This window comes from Bordetella genomosp. 5 (genome assembly GCF_002261475.1).
Taxonomy (GTDB): Bacteria; Pseudomonadota; Gammaproteobacteria; order Burkholderiales; family Burkholderiaceae_B; genus Bordetella.
The window spans coordinates 1-16,490 of the sequence record NZ_NEVN01000010.1; the positions used below are offsets into that span (position 1 = coordinate 1).

General features: G+C 65.6%; 17 protein-coding genes. 4 read left to right on the forward strand and 13 right to left on the reverse strand.

What is annotated here, in order from left to right:
- From CEK29_RS18655 to CEK29_RS18665, 3 genes are all read right to left on the reverse strand, one after another.
- A partial coding sequence (locus CEK29_RS18655) for an isochorismatase family protein (RefSeq protein WP_094858956.1) occupies positions 1-446 on the reverse strand: 446 nt, incomplete at its 3' end.
- A gap of 174 nt (positions 447-620) precedes the next feature.
- Positions 621-935, reverse strand: a complete 315-nt coding sequence (locus CEK29_RS18660; RefSeq protein WP_255176200.1) for a Txe/YoeB family addiction module toxin — start codon at positions 933-935, stop codon at positions 621-623.
- Positions 886-1,185: a type II toxin-antitoxin system Phd/YefM family antitoxin gene (locus CEK29_RS18665; RefSeq protein ID WP_094858957.1), complete on the reverse strand. Its 300-nt coding sequence runs from the start codon at positions 1,183-1,185 to the stop codon at positions 886-888. Before CEK29_RS18665 ends, CEK29_RS18660 begins: the two co-directional genes overlap by 50 nt.
- A gap of 290 nt (positions 1,186-1,475) precedes the next feature.
- On the opposite strand from CEK29_RS18665, the gene CEK29_RS18670 reads away from it, so the two are divergent.
- Complete coding sequence (locus CEK29_RS18670) at positions 1,476-1,952, forward strand: hypothetical protein (RefSeq protein ID WP_094801586.1); 477 nt, start codon at positions 1,476-1,478, stop codon at positions 1,950-1,952.
- A gap of 118 nt (positions 1,953-2,070) precedes the next feature.
- Here the strand turns inward: CEK29_RS18670 and CEK29_RS18675 are convergent, their stop codons facing one another.
- From CEK29_RS18675 to CEK29_RS18695, 5 genes are read right to left on the reverse strand one after another with little or no spacing between them, the layout of a single operon-like run.
- A complete protein-coding gene (locus CEK29_RS18675) occupies positions 2,071-2,928 on the reverse strand; it encodes an isocitrate lyase/PEP mutase family protein (protein ID WP_094858958.1) in 858 nt (285 codons plus the stop codon).
- On the reverse strand, positions 2,928-3,449 hold the full coding sequence (locus CEK29_RS18680) for a LeuD/DmdB family oxidoreductase small subunit (protein WP_094858959.1): 522 nt from the start codon (positions 3,447-3,449) through the stop codon (positions 2,928-2,930). Before CEK29_RS18680 ends, CEK29_RS18675 begins: the two co-directional genes overlap by 1 nt.
- The gene (locus CEK29_RS18685) at positions 3,446-4,717 is read right to left on the reverse strand and encodes a 3-isopropylmalate dehydratase large subunit (RefSeq protein ID WP_094858960.1); all 1,272 of its coding nucleotides are present in this window, start codon (positions 4,715-4,717) and stop codon (positions 3,446-3,448) included. Before CEK29_RS18685 ends, CEK29_RS18680 begins: the two co-directional genes overlap by 4 nt.
- A gap of 21 nt (positions 4,718-4,738) precedes the next feature.
- Positions 4,739-5,593: a GntR family transcriptional regulator gene (locus CEK29_RS18690; RefSeq protein WP_094801578.1), complete on the reverse strand. Its 855-nt coding sequence runs from the start codon at positions 5,591-5,593 to the stop codon at positions 4,739-4,741.
- A 33-nt stretch (positions 5,594-5,626) separates the two neighbouring features.
- Positions 5,627-6,586 (reverse strand): tripartite tricarboxylate transporter substrate binding protein, encoded by a 960-nt coding sequence (locus CEK29_RS18695; protein WP_255176201.1) that lies wholly within the window; start codon positions 6,584-6,586, stop codon positions 5,627-5,629.
- 416 nt (positions 6,587-7,002) lie between these two features.
- Here CEK29_RS18695 and CEK29_RS18700 point away from each other — a divergent pair, with 416 nt between their 5' ends.
- Positions 7,003-8,724 (forward strand): retron Ec67 family RNA-directed DNA polymerase/endonuclease, encoded by a 1,722-nt coding sequence (locus CEK29_RS18700; protein WP_094858961.1) that lies wholly within the window; start codon positions 7,003-7,005, stop codon positions 8,722-8,724.
- An 87-nt stretch (positions 8,725-8,811) separates the two neighbouring features.
- Here CEK29_RS18700 and CEK29_RS18705 read toward each other — a convergent pair whose 3' ends face one another.
- From CEK29_RS18705 to CEK29_RS18720, 4 genes are all read right to left on the reverse strand, one after another.
- Positions 8,812-9,789, reverse strand: coding sequence for a Bug family tripartite tricarboxylate transporter substrate binding protein (locus CEK29_RS18705; RefSeq protein WP_094858962.1), 978 nt, complete (start codon positions 9,787-9,789; stop codon positions 8,812-8,814).
- Positions 9,790-10,006: 217 nt separating this feature from the next.
- The gene (locus CEK29_RS18710; protein WP_094858963.1) at positions 10,007-10,771 is read right to left on the reverse strand and encodes an SDR family oxidoreductase; all 765 of its coding nucleotides are present in this window, start codon (positions 10,769-10,771) and stop codon (positions 10,007-10,009) included.
- Positions 10,772-10,825: 54 nt separating this feature from the next.
- Entirely contained in the window at positions 10,826-11,530 is a 705-nt protein-coding gene (locus CEK29_RS18715) for a fumarylacetoacetate hydrolase family protein (RefSeq protein ID WP_094858964.1), read from the reverse strand.
- Between the two features lie 10 nt (positions 11,531-11,540).
- On the reverse strand, positions 11,541-12,494 hold the full coding sequence (locus CEK29_RS18720) for a 2-hydroxyacid dehydrogenase (RefSeq protein ID WP_094859071.1): 954 nt from the start codon (positions 12,492-12,494) through the stop codon (positions 11,541-11,543).
- 140 nt (positions 12,495-12,634) lie between these two features.
- Here CEK29_RS18720 and CEK29_RS18725 point away from each other — a divergent pair, with 140 nt between their 5' ends.
- Both CEK29_RS18725 and CEK29_RS18730 read left to right on the forward strand, forming a co-directional pair.
- The gene (locus CEK29_RS18725) at positions 12,635-13,795 is read left to right on the forward strand and encodes a citrate/2-methylcitrate synthase (RefSeq protein ID WP_094801571.1); all 1,161 of its coding nucleotides are present in this window, start codon (positions 12,635-12,637) and stop codon (positions 13,793-13,795) included.
- 213 nt (positions 13,796-14,008) lie between these two features.
- Positions 14,009-14,992 carry a LysR substrate-binding domain-containing protein gene (locus CEK29_RS18730; RefSeq protein WP_094801569.1) on the forward strand — a complete coding sequence of 328 codons (984 nt, stop codon included), beginning with the start codon at positions 14,009-14,011 and terminating at the stop codon, positions 14,990-14,992.
- A 15-nt stretch (positions 14,993-15,007) separates the two neighbouring features.
- On the opposite strand, the gene CEK29_RS18735 is transcribed toward CEK29_RS18730, so the two are convergent.
- Positions 15,008-16,420: an MFS transporter gene (locus tag CEK29_RS18735; protein ID WP_094801567.1), complete on the reverse strand. Its 1,413-nt coding sequence runs from the start codon at positions 16,418-16,420 to the stop codon at positions 15,008-15,010.
- Positions 16,421-16,490 lie beyond the last annotated feature (70 nt).

The following is a 16,490-nucleotide window of genomic DNA, read 5'->3' on the forward strand; positions in this document are numbered from 1 at the left end:
TCGCGGCTGATTTCGTTGAAGGTGCCCGAGGCATCGGTCACGACGAACACTTCGAAGTCTTCGGCCAGGGCCGACAGCGCCGGGAAGGCCACGCACACTTCGGTCACGACACCGGCGATGATCAGCTGCTTCTTGCCGGTGGCCTTCACGGCCTTCACGAAGTCTTCGTTGTCCCAGGCGTTGATCTGGCCGGGGCGGGCGATGTAGGGCGCGTCGGGGAACTGGTCCTTGAGCTCTTGCACCAGCGGGCCGTTGGGGCCTTGCTCGAAGCTGGTGGTCAGGATGGTGGGCAGGTTGAAGTACTTGGCCAGGTCGGCCAGCGCCAGCACGTTGTTTTTGAATTGGTCGGGCTGGAAGTCACGCACCAGCGACAGCAGGCCTGCCTGGTGATCCACCAGCAGCACGGCGGCGTTGTTCTTGTCGAGCTTGGCGTAGGGCTTGGTCATGTCTGTTCTCCGGTTCGGTTGAGGGGCGCGGGGTTGAGTGGGGCGCCGTTTGCAGGTCTGCGTCGTTGCGTCGCTGCCATGAACAGAACTTTAAAGAACAGGACGAAAGCCCGGTAGATGGTGAAAATTCGCTTCAGTGTTCTATTTTAAGAACGATTAGGCCGAGTGCGAGGATCAAGGCGCCTGGTAGTGGTAGCAGCACTGCAGCACGATGATCCGGCCATCCTGCACGGTGTAGACGAGGCGATCCGTTTTGTTGATGCGGCGCGACCAGAAGCCGGTCAGGTCACCGCGCAGCGGTTCGGGTTTGCCAGTGCCCCGCAACGGATCGCGCGAGATCTCGCGGATCAGCGTATTGATTGCGCGCACAACCTGTACGTCGTGCGCGTACCAATGGCAGTAGTCTTCCCAGGCTTGGGAGGTCCAGGCCACCATCACGTCATCGCTTGCGGCGGCCTTGTTTCGCGCCTTTTTGCGTTGCTGGTTCATCGCCCAACAGACCTCGTTCGAGGGTCTTGCCAGACTTGTACTCGGCGAGCGAGCGGCGCAAGCGCTCGGCGTTCGCCGGAGACCCCAGGAGGTGCAGAGTCTCCTGCATGCTGTTGTAGTCGTCCAGGGAGAGCAGGACAACGTGATCACCCCGCTGACGCGTGATGATCGTGGGTTCGTGGTCGGTGCACACCGCGTCGAGCGTCTGCTTGAAGCTGGCTCGCGCCTCGCTGAAGGTGAGAACGTTCATGATCAGCTCCTGTTGGGCCCCGGGGTCGCGCAGATGCACCGCGCCTGCTTGCGCCGCGACTGTGCAGCTTGGCGACCGGCTCCGCGCGCTACGCGTCGGCGGCCGTAGCGAACATAGTACGAAAACCGGTACAAGCGCCGCAACGGGGGATTCGGGCGCCGCGCCTCGCCTGTAGTGCTGCCCCCGAAGGCTCCCTCCTGGCGATACCGGCGCCCTGCCCCACGCCGTTTGGCGAATCCGGCAGCGCGCGCGAGAATTCGGCTTTCCCATTCCCTGCTCTCCCCACGGACATGCCGCTGCAACCGCCCGAGCCTTACCTGCCCCGACGCATCGCCCCGCTGGGCCTGTGGAAAGATGAAACACGCACGCTCAAGGCGTACGCCATCCAGCGCGATCCGGACGCTGCCGTGCCGATGCTCGCAGACGAGGTCGCCACGGCCGCCTGCGCGGCCTCGCTGAACGTGCTGCGCGAGCAGGCCGGCCCACGCGATCACGATCTGGGCTACGCCATCGTGCACGTGGGCGAAGAGGCCGTGTGGCTGCTGGTGGACTGGTGGATCTCGGGCGGCATCGTGTGCCAGCGCATGCTGTCGGCGCCGCTGGCCCGGCCCACGCAGTTCGAACCGGTCACCGCGCCCGCGCTCGCCTGCGTCTGGGAACTCGCGGTGATCGCACACGAACGCGACGCCTGGGTGCGTCACATGCTGCGCGACGCGCCGATGGCGTCGGGCTATCTGAACGATGTTCTGGAGACGGGGCGGTACTGACGCGATCGCTCAGTCGTGTTCCGCCATCTCGCGCTCCGCAGCGCGCTCTCAACGCCGATTTCGAGTCAGGTAGCTCGACTGCCCCCGGCTCGCTGCCGCGAGTTTAAGCGCTCCTTGCTCATTCGTACTTCTTTCCCACCGCCAGCAGCTCGGGCGTGCCGATCACGTCGTTGAGGCCGTCGAAGTCCAGCATGCGGTCGCGCCACGGGTTGGTGGTGCCGTGCTGGCGCAGGCTGCCGTAGTAGCCCTGCAGCATGTGCGCCACGGCGCGTGACGTGCCGCCCGGGAAAATCACGATGCGAAAGCCGCGCTCGGCCAGCGCCTGCGCGCTTTCCACGGGGGTCTGGCCACCTTCGACCATGTTGGCCAGCAGGGGCACGCGGTGCGCGAAGCGTGCGCAGGCGGTGTCGAGCTGTTCTTCGGTCCGCAGCGCTTCGACGAAGATCGCGTCGACACCGCATTCGAGGTAGCGCTCGGCACGTTCGAGGGCGGCATCCAGCCCTTCGACGGCCAGCGCATCGGTGCGCGCCAGGATCAAGGTGTTGTCGCGGGCATCGAGCGCCGCGCGCAGCTTGCCGCACATCTCGGCCACCGGCACGACCGTCTTGCCGGCCAGATGGCCGCAGCGCTTCGGAAAGCCCTGGTCCTCGATCTGGATCATCGCCGCGCCTGCACGCTCGAAGCCGCGCACGGTGCGCTGCACATTGAGCGCGTTGCCAAAGCCCGTGTCGCCATCCACGATGACCGGCACGCTCACGCGCTCGGTGATGCGCGCCAGGGTGTCGGCCACCTCGGAGTAGGTCGTCAGGCCGACATCGGAGCGGCCCAGACGCGAGTAGGCGATCGATGCGCCCGACAGATACAGCGCCTCGAATCCCGCCTGCTCCGCGATCAACGCGGACAGCGCGTCATAGACGCCAGGGGCCAGCACGCTCTGCCCGGCGTCGAGCCGGGACTTCAACAACGATACGGTCATCATGCCCTCAAGGGATGGCGCGCCAGGCTGCCTTCGGCGAGCCGGCGCTGCAATAGGTTCATCAAGCCGCCGGCACGCACCATGTCGAGCAGAAAGCCCGGCACCTCGGCGCACGGCAGCGCGTCGCCATTGGCCCGCAGCACGCGCCGGCCCGGCAGGTCGAGCGTGACGGACTCGCCCTCTTCGATCTCGGTGGCGCGCTCGCAGGTCACGAGCAGCAGGCCCACATTGAACGCGTTGCGGAAATACAGACCATTGAAATTCGGCGCGATCACCGCCGCCACGCCCAGATGGACCAGGGCCGCGGCGGCCTGCTCGCGCGAGGAGCCGATGCCGAAATTGCGGCCCGCGACCAGCACGTCGCCCGGCGCCACGCCCGCCGCGAACTCCGGGCGCACGCCCTGCAGGCAATGGCGCGCGATCTCGTCGATGCCGAATTTCATGTAGGCGCCGGGCGCCAACTGGTCGGTGTCGACATCGTCGCCCACGCGCCAGGCACGGTGTGATGGGTCGTGCGTCATGCCAGCACCTCGCGCGGATCGGTGATGCGGGCGGTCAGGGCCGCGGCCGCCACGGAATACGGCGACGCGAGAAACACCCGCGCCGTCTCGGCGCCCATGCGCCCCTTGAAGTTGCGGGCCGTGGTCGACATGACGTTGGCGCCCTCGGGGATCGAGCCGCCATAGCCCGAACAGGCTCCGCAGGAATTCGGCAGTACCTGGGCGCCGGCCTGCACCAGCACATCCATCACGCCCTCTTCCTGCGCCCGCTGCTGATCGCGCGCGCTGGCCGGGGCCACCATGAGGCTCACGCCCGCGGCCACGCGGCGGCCGCGCAGCACCTCAGCGGCGGCACGCAGGTCTTCGAGCTTGGCACCGGTACACGCGCCGATATAGGCGGCCTGGATCGGCGTGGCGGGGTAGTCGCCCACCGGCGCGGCGTTGGCCGGGCTGTGCGGTGCGGCCACTTGCGGCGCCAGCGCGCCGGCGTCGAACACGTGACGCTCGAGCGGCGCACCGGCGTCGGTCTGCCACCGCGCCACGTCGATCTCGAGTGCGCCCGGCACACCCGCGGCATGCAGATAATCCAGCGTGACCTGGTCGGGCGCGATCAGCCCGACCTGCGAGCCCAGTTCGGCCGACATGTTCGACAGCGTCATGCGCTCCTGCATCGACAGCGCGCGCACGGCCTCGCCACAGAACTCCACGGCCTGATAGCGGCCGCCGTTCATGCCGAAGCGGCCGATCATGGCGAGCGCCATGTCCTTGGCCGTCACGCCGTGCGCCAGACGGCCGTTCCATTGCATGGCGAGCGTCTGCGGCACCTGCACCCAGATCTCGCCGCTCACCACCACGCCCAGCATCTCGGTGCTGCCCACGCCGAACATATACGCGCCGAACGCGCCGCCGGTGGGCGAATGCGAATCGCCGCCCACGCAGAACATGCCGGGCCGGATATGGCCGTGTTCGGGCACCACCACATGACAGATGCCGACGGAGTCGTACACATGCGGCAGCGCCTGCTCGCGCGCCCAATCGCGTGCGATGCGCACGATGCGGCGCGACTCGTCGTCCGCCTCGGGCACATAGTGGTCCATCACGAGCACCACCTTGTCGCGGTCCCACAGGCCCGTGCCCAGCGACTCGAGCATGGGCTTGAGCCGGCGCGGACCACTGGAATCATGGAACATCGCCAGGTCGACCTGGCAGGTAATGATCTCGCCCACTGACACCGCGTCGCGGCCGCTCGCCGCGGCCAGCAGCTTCTGGGCCAGGGTTGATTCAGGCATGGTTTGCCTCTCTCTGTTTTGTCAGGACCGCGCCGTGCGCGTCGCGGCCTTCGCCGTGCGCGGCCGGGCAGACGCGCGCGAGGGCAAGGGCACCGCGCCCGGCGCGCTCACGCCGGCGGGCAGCCAGTTGGGCTCGCCCTGCGTCTCGTGTGCCTGCATGTCCATCCGGTATTCGTAGCGATCGGGGCGGTAACGAGCGAGCAGCCACTCCACCGGCCGGCCCGCGTCGTCGCGCACCAGGCGCCGCAGCGTCAGCAGCGCCGAGCCCACCGGCACCTCGAGCGCCGCCGCCAGCTGCGGATCGGCCAGCTCGGCCGAAATCGATTGCTCCGCGCGCGCCACGCGCACGCCCAGTTCGCGGAAGATCGCAAGCAGCGGCCGGCTGTTCAGGTCGGCCTTGCGGATACGCGCGCCGATATCGCCGGGAACGTAGGTCTCGAGGTGCGAGAACGGCACACCCTCGTAGCTGCGCACCCGCACCGAATGCTGCACCGATGCGCCCGGCGCGAGCTCCATCGCGGCGGCCACCGCCGCGGGCGCCGGCATCACCGCCAGCGACACCAGCTTCACCTGGGTCTGCATGCCCATGTTCGACAGGTGTTGCATCAGTGCGTCCATGCCCGCCCCGGCCTGCGGCGCGTCGACCCAGCCCTTGCGGTCGGCGGCGAAGGTGCCCCGGCCCTGGCGGCGCTCGATGAGGCCATCGGCCTCGAGCGCATCCAGCGAACGGCGGATCGTCAGGCGCGACACACCGTATTCCGCCGCCAGCGCGTTCTCGCCCGGCATCGGCGCCTCGCCCGCGAATCCGCCGCCCGCCAATCGTTGCTTGAGCAACAGATAGACCTGGTGATAGAGGGGAAGCGGATTCTTGGACAAGGGTGTACTCCGGATAGGGCGGACCGACGCCGTTCAGTCGATGGTCGCGCCGGTGAACTTGACGATTTCAGCGTAACGCGCGATGTCTTGGCGCACGAAGGCGTCGAGCTCTTCGGGCGTGCTGCTCACCGCCGTGGCGGCTTCGCCTTCGAGCAGCTTGCGGAACTCGGGCGTGTCGACGGCCTTGCGCGCGGCGGCGTTCAGGCTCTTCACCGTGTCGGGCGAGAGGCCCGCCGGGCCGAACATCGCGAACCATGCATTGGACTCGAAACCCTTGATCGTGTCACCGATGGGCGGCACGTTGGGGAATTGCGCCAGCGCCTTGGGGCTCGTGACGCCCAGCGGCTTGAGCGCACCGGTCTTCATGTGCGGCAGTGCGTTGAGCGAGCTCGCGATCATCATGTCGACCTGACCACCCAGCAGATCGGTGATGGCGGGCGCCGTGCCCTTGTACGGCACATTCAGGATGTCCAGACCGGCCATCATCTTCATGCGCTCGCCGGCCATATGCAGCGACGAGCCCAGCGCGCCGATCGCCATCGTGTACTTGCCGGGATGCGCCTTCACTTCCTTCACGAACGACGGCATGTCGTTCGCAGGGAAATCCTTGCGCGTCACCAGCACGCTCGGCACGTTGGCGAGCATGCTGATCGGCTTGAAGTCCTTGACCGGATCGAACGGCAGATTGCGGTAGAGCGAGGCGTTGATCGAGAAGCTGGTGAACGTGACGAGCAGCGTGTTGCCGTCGGACTTGGCCTTCGCCACGTAGTCGGCGGCGATGTTGCCACCGGCACCGGGGCGGTTTTCGATCAGCACCGTGCGCTTGAGCTCCTTCGCCATGTGCTGCCCGATGCTGCGGGCCACCGTGTCGGTCGTGCCGCCCGGCGGCGCGCCGACGACGAGCCGGATCGGCGCTTCCTGCGCGGCGGCGGGCAACGCGAAGGCGGCGGCGATCACGCAGCCGGATATGAGGTGACGCAGGGGATGGGGCACGGGTTGTCTCCTGATATGTTGTATTGATGTGAATACAAGTGTACTCAGAAGCAGAGAAGCGTTGCAAGGGCCCTACACGCCCTGCCTTTGAAAAAATGGTCTATAGGCGTTAGGGCTTAACAGTCCGGTGTAACGCTCACGGCAGAGCGCCATAATTACCCCCGCGAGCGATTACCCCCGCGAGCGATATTCATACTCCCAGTGGTCCCGAATCAAGTCAGTAAGTTGCATTTTGACACGTGTTTTGTTACCCTAGTAATGGGCCTACAGACAGATTTTTTGCCATCGTTTCGTGGCACGTGACACCAAAGGCAGGTGCATTGCTACTATCCATGTGCCTGCCACAGTAAATCCATGAGTAAAATGGAATGTTCTCAGCATTCGCATAGGAGTGTCTGTAGGCCCCCCTACAATTTATGACGCCCATTCAGGCACTACAGCGTGCAACGACGCTACACGACTTGGCAACGATCTTAAGCTTCCAGCCTAAGACCTTGTCCTACTTGTTATACGTCGCTAGTGACACGCAAAAATATAGGTCGTTCGAACTGCCAAAGAAGACCGGGGGCACTCGGACCATTAGCGCTCCAACTGACAAGTTAAAACGCCTTCAGTCCAACCTGGCGGACCTCTTGCAGCGTTGCCTAGACGACCTAAAAATTTCTGCCGAATACAGCGATAGCGCCTCGCATGGATTCCAGCGGGGAAAAAGTATAATAAGCAACGCCGCTCAGCACCGAGCTAAACGCTATGTATTCAACATAGACATCGCCAATTTTTTCGGAGCGATTAATTTCGGCCGAATACGCGGTTTCTTGATCAAAGACACTCGATTCGCGCTTCATCCTACTATAGCTACAATAATCGCCCAAATAGCATGCCGCGAGAATTCGCTTCCGCAAGGAAGTCCCTGCTCACCCATAATCGCGAACCTGGTGGGCAACATCCTCGATCGGCGATTGATAGCTTTAGCTGCAAAATATGGTTGCACCTACACTCGCTACGCAGACGACCTGACATTTTCTACAAATAAAAAAGTTTTTCCGCCGCGCATTGCCTCTCGAACGACGGATCACACGTGGGCAGCTGGCGAAGAGCTACTAGCGGTCCTACAGGCGTCTCGCTTCTCCCCGAACCCGCAGAAGACGAGAATGCAATACAAGACGTCTCGGCAGGAGGTGACCGGCCTGATCGCAAACAAGAAAGTAAACGTCCGAAGCGACTATCGGAAGCGCGTAAGAGCGATGGTTCATCGCCTGTTTAGCACCGGCAGCTTTAACCTGCCCGAAAATCCGACGCCAGGGGCAGGGCGTACGCGCGATGCTGAGCCCGGGACACTCAATCAACTGCATGGCATGCTCAGCTTTATAGATAGCGTCGATCAATACAACATTCAGCGAAGCAAATTAAAGCTCGACCAGCTGTCACAGAAAGAAAAGACCTACAGAAAATTTTTACTCTACAAGGACTTCTACCTAGCGGAGCAAGCGATAATTCTTTGCGAGGGCAAAACAGACAATATCTACCTCCGAAATGCAATAAAAGGACTTCCTAACGACTTTCCGCTTCTGGGATCAAATGACTCACCCGATCAGTTCAAAATAAACGTTCGATTCTATCGGTACGCGGAATCTTCCACTGGTCGAATCCTCGGACTCAGCGGCGGAACCGGCGATTTTCCAAACTTTATCAACGCCTACTTAACCGCCCTGGCCCAGTTTCCAGCATTAAAGATACGGCATCCGGTCATTATATTGATCGACAATGATTCCGGGGCTAGACCGCTGTACAGCTCTCTTGCGCAAAGGCTACACCGCAAGATAGATCCGCGCGAGTCGTTCATACACGTGGAAAGCAATCTGTATGTGGTGGCCACTCCGATCATTGAACCAGCAAGTGAATCAATGATCGAAGATTTCTTCGACGAGACTACGAAAAAACTCGTTGTCAAGAACCGTCATTTCGATCCGAGAGACGATGCCGATCAGAGATACTTCTATGGAAAGAATACTTTTGCCACAGAGGTCGTAGAGCGCTTCTCCGACTCAATCGACTTCTCCGGATTCTCAGAGCTGCTTTGTCGGATAGAGATGGCAATTCGACACTTTCACAGCGCTCACAGTCCTGCAAACTCTTGAACAACAGGGGCGAGGGACGGTCGGCCTCGACTTGAATGATTAGAACGTCCTCGCATTTACCGGAGATGGGAAACTAACCCCGCTCTCTCAATCCGCCTTGATCCCCGCCTCCTTCACGACCTTGCCCCACTTCTGCAGATCTGACGCGATCAGGGCCTTGTAGTCGTCCGGAGTGCCGCCCTGAACCTCGATGCCGGCGGCTTCGAGTTTGGCGCGCACGTCGGGCTGTTTGAGGGCGGCGTTGATGGCGGTATTGAGCTTGGCCACGATTTCCTTGGGCGTGCCGGCCGGGGCGAGGAAGCCGCCGTTGGTGTTGGCGTTGTAGCCCTTGAAGCCTTGCTCTTCGGCGGTGGGCACATCGGGCAGGGCCTTGGCGCGATGCGAGGTGGAGACGGCGAGCGCGCGGACGTTGCCGGAGCGGACCTGTTCCTGGATGGCGCTCAAGGTGTCGATGTAGAGCGCGGTGCGGCCGGCCAAGAGGTCGGGATGCGCGGCGGACGAGCCCTTGTACGGCACCAGCAGCATCGGCGCGCCGCTCACCATCTTGAACATTTCCGCGGCCATTTCCTGGGCGCTGCCGCGACCGGAGGTGGCGAGCTTGGCCTCGTCGGGGTTGGCCTTCAGCCACGCGACGAACTCGGGCAGCGTCTTGGCCGGGATCTTCGGATAGACGGCAAAGACCAGCGGGATCTCGTGGGTGTAGACAATCGGCTCGAAGCTCTTCTGCGGATCCCAGCCCAGATTCTTGAAGAGGTACTTGTTGATGTTGTGGCTGCCGCCCACGATGCCGATGGTGTAGCCGTCGGGCTTGGCATTGGCGAGCAGTTCGGTGCCGAGATTGTTGGACGCGCCCGGGCGGTTGTCCACGATCACGGGCTGGCCCAGCGACGCGGTGAGCTTTTCGCCGACGACGCGTGCGATCAGGTCGATGCCACCGCCCGGCGGCGCGGGCACGATGATCTTGACGGGATGATTCGGATAAGCGGCCTGCGCGAACGCGTGGCTGGGCGCGAGGGTCCAGGCGGCGGCGACGGCGAGGGTCTGGATAAGCGTGTTCAGTTTCATGCATGTCTCCGTTGGGGAGGCCGGCTCCTGCGCCGACTCTTGTGGATACCGTCAGCCACCAGGGCCACGGGTTGTGAGGTCCGCCGGCGCGGGTTGCGGCCGGCGGCGTGTATCGCTGCCACATCGCGGCGCCGCGTCGCTCTCGGCGCGGTGCCGTACTGCCTACGACTTCACTTCAATCCCTGATGCACGGCCGGCGTGCAGCCCTGCGACCGCGTCAGCCGCGGCCCACGAACGGCATCCCGCTCGCCATGACCGTCATCGTCAATACATTGGCGTCCAGCGGCAGGCTGGCCATGTAGCGGACCGCGCTGGCGACGTGCTTCGCGTCCATCATGGGTTCGGCCGCGACGGTGCCGTTGGCCTGCAACACGCCACGCGTCATGCGCTCGGACAGCTCGGTGAGCGCGTTGCCGATATCGACCTGGCTGGCGACGATGTTGAACGCACGGCCATCGAGCGCGAGCGCCTTGGTGAGGCCCGTGACGGCGTGCTTGCTGGCGGTGTACGGCGCCGTGAAGGGCCGCGGCGTGTGCGCCGAGATCGAGCCGTTGTTGATGATCCGGCCACCCTGCGGGGATTGACGCCGCATCAGCGCGAAGGCCGCGCGGGCGCACAGAAACACACCCGTCACGTTGGTGTTGATCACGCTGAACCACTTCTCGAGCGGCAGCTCGTCCATCGGCACGGCGGGCGCATTGACGCCCGCGTTGTTGAACACCAGGTCGAGCCGGCCATAACGGGACTCGATGGCATCGAACAGCGCCTGAACGCTCGCGGGATCGGTCACGTCGGTCGGTATCGCGCAGGCCGTCTGGCCACGGGCGGCGGCCTCTTCCTGCAGGATGTTCAGGGGCTCGGCACGGCGGCCGGCGAGCACGACCGTCCAGCCGTCGTCGAGCAGGGCCAGCGCGGTGACGCGGCCGACGCCGCTGCCGGCGCCGGTCACGAGGGCAATACGAGGGGTGGTGCTTGCGTTCAAGATACGACTCCAGGAAGCGGTGAGGTCAGGATCGAATTCAAACCATGCGGAGGGTCAGGCGGTGCCAGCCGGCGCGGCGCCGACCACGAGCGACAGCTCGCCCAGGCCGGCGATGCCCGCGCGAACGACATCTTCCGGCACAAGTGGCGCCACGCCCGCGGGCGTGCCGGTAAAAATCAGATCGCCGGCCGCAAGCCGGACCGAGCGCGACAACATCGCCACCAGCTGCGGCACGGACCACAGCAGATCGCCGATATCGGCACGCTGGCGTTCGACGCCGTTGACGGTCAGCCAGATGGCGCCCGTCCTGGCATGCCCCGAGGCAGCGGCGGGCACCACCGCCGAGCACGGCGCGGAATGATCGAAGGCCTTGGCGGGCTCCCACGGGCCGCCCGCGCGCTTGGCCGCGTGCTGGAGGTCGCGCCGCGTGAGGTCCAGCCCGGCGGCATAGCCCCAGACGTGGTGCGCGAGCACCCGCGCCGGATCCAGATCCCGGCCGCCCTGCCCTAACGCCACGACCAACTCGATCTCATGGCAGAAGTCGGTGGTGCCGGGCGGATACGGCAACGTGCCGTCGGCGGGGGCCAATGCGCTCGCGGGCTTCATGAACCAGGCCGGCATGGCCGTGGGCGCGGGCTCGCCGGCTTGCCAGCGATAGTTGCGCCCGATGCAGAACACGCGGGCGACCGGAAAGCGTTGCGCGCTGCCCGCGATGGGCAGGCTGACGGGCGCGGGTGGCGCGAAGACGAAGTCGCTCACGGTGGGCGCCTCAGGTCGTCAGGCTCTGGCTCGGCCGCTCGCCGGCCAGGGCCTGCGCAATGCCGGCCAGCACCATTTCGCCCATGGCGTGGCGGGTCTCCCAGGTGGCGCTGGCGCGGTGCGCCTGCAGCGTCGTGCGGTCGGATGCGCGCAGCGCCTGCGGCACGCGTGGCTCGTCGACGAAGACGTCCAGGCCCGCGCCCGCGATGCGGCCCGCTTCGATGGCGGCGGCGAGATCGGCCTCGTTGACCAGCCGGCCACGCGCCACGTTGATGAGATACCCCTGCGCGCCCAACGCGTCGAGCACGGTGGCGTTCACGATGCCTTCGGCCTTGTCGGCCGCCGCGCACAGGATCAGCGCATCGGAATCGCGCGCGAGCGCCACCAGATCGCCCACGAAGCCATACGGCACATCGTCCATGGCACGCAGATCGGTGTAGCGGATCGGGCAGCCGAACGCCGCGACGCGGGTCGCGACGGCACGGCCCACGCGGCCCATGCCCACGATGCCGACGCGCATGCCGCTGAATCGGCGCGCGAGCGGGATGGCGCTGGGCGAAGGAAATTTCTCCCACTGGCCTTCGCGCACGAAGCGGTCGCCCGCCACGATATTGCGACACGCCGCGATCAGCAGACCCACGGCCAGATCGGCCACGTCTTCGGTCAGGGCGCCGAGCGTGGCGGTGACAGGCAGACCGCGCTCGCGGCAGTACGCCAGATCCACGGCGTCGGTGCCCACACCGTTGACGGCAACGATCTTGAGCGCGGGCAATTGCTCGAGCATGGCGCGGCTGATGCCGGTATGCCCGCCCGTGATCACCGCGTCGATCCGCGCGCCATGCTCGCGCAGCCATTCCTGGGGTTGCGCCATCTCGAAATGCTTGTGCACCTCGTAGCGCTCTGCCAGCGCGTCGTTGATGGCGGGGATGAGAATGGGATTGAGCTGGAGGACCTGTGGCTTCATATCGGTGCGCTTCACGTTGCGTTGACTGCCCGGCGGTCCTTCCACAAACCACCGTCTGCAGGAATGGCTCCATGGTATTTATACGTTGATTGCCATGGCAATCTTGATCTATAAAATCAACATACAAACTAGGGAAGACCATGGGTTCCTGGATGACGATGGCGCAGGCCTGCGAGCAGCTCGGCGTGCGACCGCAAACCGTGTACGCCTATGTGAGCCGCGGCAAGCTCGAAGTGATGGCCGATCCGTCCGACACGCGCCGCAGCCTGTACCGCGCCGAAGACGTGGCCGGCCTCGCGCGGCGCAAGCAGGCGGGGCGCAAGCACGAGACGCTCGCGGCAAACACCCTATTTGGCGCCGAGCCCAGCATTCCCACGGCGCTGTCGTCCTTCCATCGGCAGCACCTGTACTACCGCGGCCGCGACGCCATCGTGCTGGCCCGCGAGGCCAGCCTCGAAGAAACGGCCCGCCTGCTGTGGGACGCCGAACAGCCCGTGGCTTTCTCGTCCGCGGGCCTCGCGCGCGTGGCCAGGCCGGGCCGCGCGGCGGCCTTCGGCGCGCTTGCCGCCCTTACCGCCACGGGTCATTCCACCCATGGCCGGCACCGCCGGGTCCTGCACGCCGAAGCGCAGGCCTTGATCGGACAGCTTGCGCACGCCTTCGGCGCGCAAGCCGGCGACGAGCCCCTGCATCAACGCTTCGCGGCGGGCTGGAAGCTGCCCGCCAGCGTGGGCAAGCGCCTGCGCACGGCGCTCGTGCTGCTGGCCGACCATGAGCTCACGAGCTCGGCCTTCGCGGCCCGCATCACGGCTTCTACCGGTGCTTCGCTGCCGGCCTGTCTGCTGTCGGGCCTCACGACCTTGTCGGGGCCGCTGCACGGCGATGCGTCGGGCCGCGTGCAGGCGCTGTTTGCCGATGTGGAGCGGCAAGGTGAAGACCAGGTGATCGCGCATCACTTGTCCACGGGCCTGCCGCTGGCCGGCTTCGGCCATCACCTCTATCCCGACGGCGATCCCCGCGCCACCGCGCTGCTCGCGCTGTTCGAGCCCCCCAAGGTCATCGCGCGCTTCATCGAAAAAGGGGTGGCGCTCACCGGCCAGCAACCCAACATCGACGTGGCGCTCGCCGCCCTGGCGGCCCATCACCGGCTGCCGGCGGACGCGGCTTTCGGCCTGTTCGCCACCGCGCGCAGCGTGGGCCTGATGGCGCACAGCCTGGAGCAGCTGGGAGAAGCGCAGGTGATCCGCCCACGCGGGCGCTACGTGGGGCCCGCGCCCGAAGGCGCGATCGCGCCGCGATAAGCAAGGGCCCGCGCGCGCCGCGGCTGCGCCGGGCCGCTCTCGGGCCGGTGGCGTCGTCCCTGTCGTGGGGCATGCCGGCACCGCCGCCGTGCACGACGCGGTGCGGAGTTGTCGCAATCTGCAACGGCCTCGCGCCCGGCCCGGCACGGCCCCGGGAAAGGATTACTATCGAAACCCGCACGACTCCCTGTGCGGTCAAGGCACGCGGCACTCATGCGGTATCGACTTCCTCCCCTGAACTCCCTGCGCATCTTCGAAGCCGTGATGCGCCACGGCTCCATACGCCAGGCGGCCGGCGAGCTCTGCCTCACGCCTCAGGCCGTGAGCCAGCAACTCAAGCACCTCGAAGCGCATCTCGATCTGCAGCTGTTCCAGCGCGACGTGCGCAGCCTCAAGCCCACGCCCGCCGCCCAGACCTTCTATCTGCATGTGCGCGATGGGCTGGACCGTTTCGCCGATGGCGTGCAGGCGGTGCAGGTGGCGCCGGCGCGGCCCCAGCTTTCGCTCTATGTCAGCCCGTATTTCGCGACGGAATTTCTGGTGCCGCGGCTCGGTCAGTTCACCTCGACCGTGCCCGACCTCGATCTGCGCATGGCGGTGGGCGTGGAGCCGGTGCAGCTCGATGCGCAATCGCTCGACGCCGCCATTCACTGGCATTACCAGGCACCGCCGGGCTTTGCCGAAACGCCGCTGATCGACGATCTCAAGGTGCTGGTCGCCACGCCCAGCCTGCTGCAGCGGCTGCCGGTCAACGAGCCGCGCGATCTGCTGGCGCACAGTGTGATCTCGTCGCTCGTGACCAACACGCTGTGGGAAGACACGCTTACCCTGCTGGGCGTGCACGAGCGGCCGGCGCAGCCGGTGATGCGCTTGCACACCCATGCGGCCATGATGGAGGCCGTGCTGGCCGGGCTGGGAGTGGGCTTCATCTCGTGGGCCGACGCTGTGCGCGGCGTGCAGTCGGGCCGGCTGGTGGCGCCGTTCGGCATGGATCTGCTCAAACAGTTGCCACCGCAACAGATGCCGCGCTTCAGCCTGCTGGTGCGGCCAGACCAGGCCTACTCGCCCGTGCTGCGCCAGTTCACGCGCTGGCTGCTCGAAGAGGTCTGCACCGAAGCGGTGAGCGGCTTTGTGTCGACGTGCCGTCAGGCTCCCGACGAGGAGTCCGACGGCACGGCCCTGCTGCGGCAGGGCTGACGTGTTCAGGCCGCGTCAGTCGGGGCTGGGCGCGTCGCCCGGCATCGGTTCGCCGGTGCGATCGCGGCTGTAGAGCAGCGCTACGATCCCCACCACCGCGGCAAACATCAGGTAGTAGGCCGGCACCATGTAATTGCCCGTGCGCTGGATCATCCAGGCATTGAGCATGGGCGCGGTACCGGCAAACAGCGCGACCGCCACGTTGTAGCTGATGGCCATGCCGGAGAACCGCACCTTGGTGTCGAACAGCGCCGGCACCGCCGCGAAGATGCAGCCCAGCAGCGCGGCCAGGCACAGGTTCAGGATCAGCAGCGACGCCACCTTCACCGCATAGGTCCCTTCGGCCAGCAGGTGGAAGCAGGGAATCGCCAGCAGCAGAATGCCCACGCTGCCGAGCAGCATCGTGGTCTTGCGCGAAATGCGATCCGCCAGGATACCCATCACCGGAATCATCGCGATCAGGAAGAGCTGAGGCCCGAGCGAGAGCAGAAAGCTCGTGTTGGCCTGCATCTTGAGCGTGTTGTTCAGATACGTGGGGATGTAGGTCGTGACCGTGTACAGCGTGACGTTGGTCACGATGATGAAGCCGCACGATTGCAGCAGCTCGGCGCGATGCGTGGAGAACAGATGCTTCCAGCTGGACTTCGGATGCGACTCGCGATTCTCGCGCACCGCTTCGAACGCGGGCGTTTCTTCGAGCCGGTTGCGGATGTACAGACCGATCGCGCCCAGCGGCAAGGCCAGCAGGAACGGCACGCGCCAGGCCCATTCGAGGATCTGCTCGGTCGAGAAGAACACGGTGAGCACCGTGGTAATGGTGGCGCCGAACGCAAAGCCACTGATGCAGCCGACCTCGATCCAGCTGGTGACGGCGGTGCGGCGCTTGTCGGAGCAGTACTCCGCCACGAAGATCGCGGCGCCGCTCCCCTCGCCGCCCGCCGAGATGCCTTGCAGCAGGCGCAGCAGCACCAGCAGGATGGGCGCGGCGATGCCGATCGTCTGGTACGACGGCACGAGGCCGATCGCGAACGTGGCCACCGCCATCATCAGGATGGTGACGGTCAGGACATGCTTGCGGCCGAAGCGGTCGCCGATCGGACCGAAGATGAAGCCGCCGAACGGCCGGGCGAAGAACGCGACCGCGAACGCCGCCAGCGACGCGATGAGCTGGACGCCCGGCTCGCTGCTCGGAAAGAACACCTGCCCCAGCACCGCGGCCAGATAGCCGTACACCGAAAACTCGAACCACTCGACGAAGCTGCCCACCACGGAGGCCAGCACCACGCGATTCAGCTCCTGCTTGCCGACCTTGCGCGGCGTGGGCGGACCGCCCGCCTGCGCGGTGCCGGCCCCATTGGTCTGACCCGTGCCGGCGCCCGCGACCGGGCGGTCCAGCGCCGCGGTCGCGTTGATTACGTTGCTACTCATCGTTATTCCCCTGGTTATCGGGGCACGGCCGCGGCATGGTGCCGCGCCGTGCCCGGGTCCGCGCCCGCGA

Coding starts and splice junctions, on each gene's coding strand:
- CEK29_RS18675 (WP_094858958.1), bottom strand. CDS start 2,928: ATGACCGTATCGTTGTTGAAGTCCCGGCTCGACGCCGGGCAGAGCGTG.
- CEK29_RS18680 (WP_094858959.1), bottom strand. CDS start 3,449: ATGACGCACGACCCATCACACCGTGCCTGGCGCGTGGGCGACGATGTC.
- CEK29_RS18660 (WP_255176200.1), bottom strand. CDS start 935: ATGAACCAGCAACGCAAAAAGGCGCGAAACAAGGCCGCCGCAAGCGAT.
- CEK29_RS18730 (WP_094801569.1), top strand. CDS start 14,009: ATGCGGTATCGACTTCCTCCCCTGAACTCCCTGCGCATCTTCGAAGCC.
- CEK29_RS18705 (WP_094858962.1), bottom strand. CDS start 9,789: ATGAAACTGAACACGCTTATCCAGACCCTCGCCGTCGCCGCCGCCTGG.
- CEK29_RS18720 (WP_094859071.1), bottom strand. CDS start 12,494: ATGAAGCCACAGGTCCTCCAGCTCAATCCCATTCTCATCCCCGCCATC.
- CEK29_RS18665 (WP_094858957.1), bottom strand. CDS start 1,185: ATGAACGTTCTCACCTTCAGCGAGGCGCGAGCCAGCTTCAAGCAGACG.
- CEK29_RS18725 (WP_094801571.1), top strand. CDS start 12,635: ATGGGTTCCTGGATGACGATGGCGCAGGCCTGCGAGCAGCTCGGCGTG.
- CEK29_RS18700 (WP_094858961.1), top strand. CDS start 7,003: ATGACGCCCATTCAGGCACTACAGCGTGCAACGACGCTACACGACTTG.
- CEK29_RS18670 (WP_094801586.1), top strand. CDS start 1,476: ATGCCGCTGCAACCGCCCGAGCCTTACCTGCCCCGACGCATCGCCCCG.
- CEK29_RS18685 (WP_094858960.1), bottom strand. CDS start 4,717: ATGCCTGAATCAACCCTGGCCCAGAAGCTGCTGGCCGCGGCGAGCGGC.
- CEK29_RS18735 (WP_094801567.1), bottom strand. CDS start 16,420: ATGAGTAGCAACGTAATCAACGCGACCGCGGCGCTGGACCGCCCGGTC.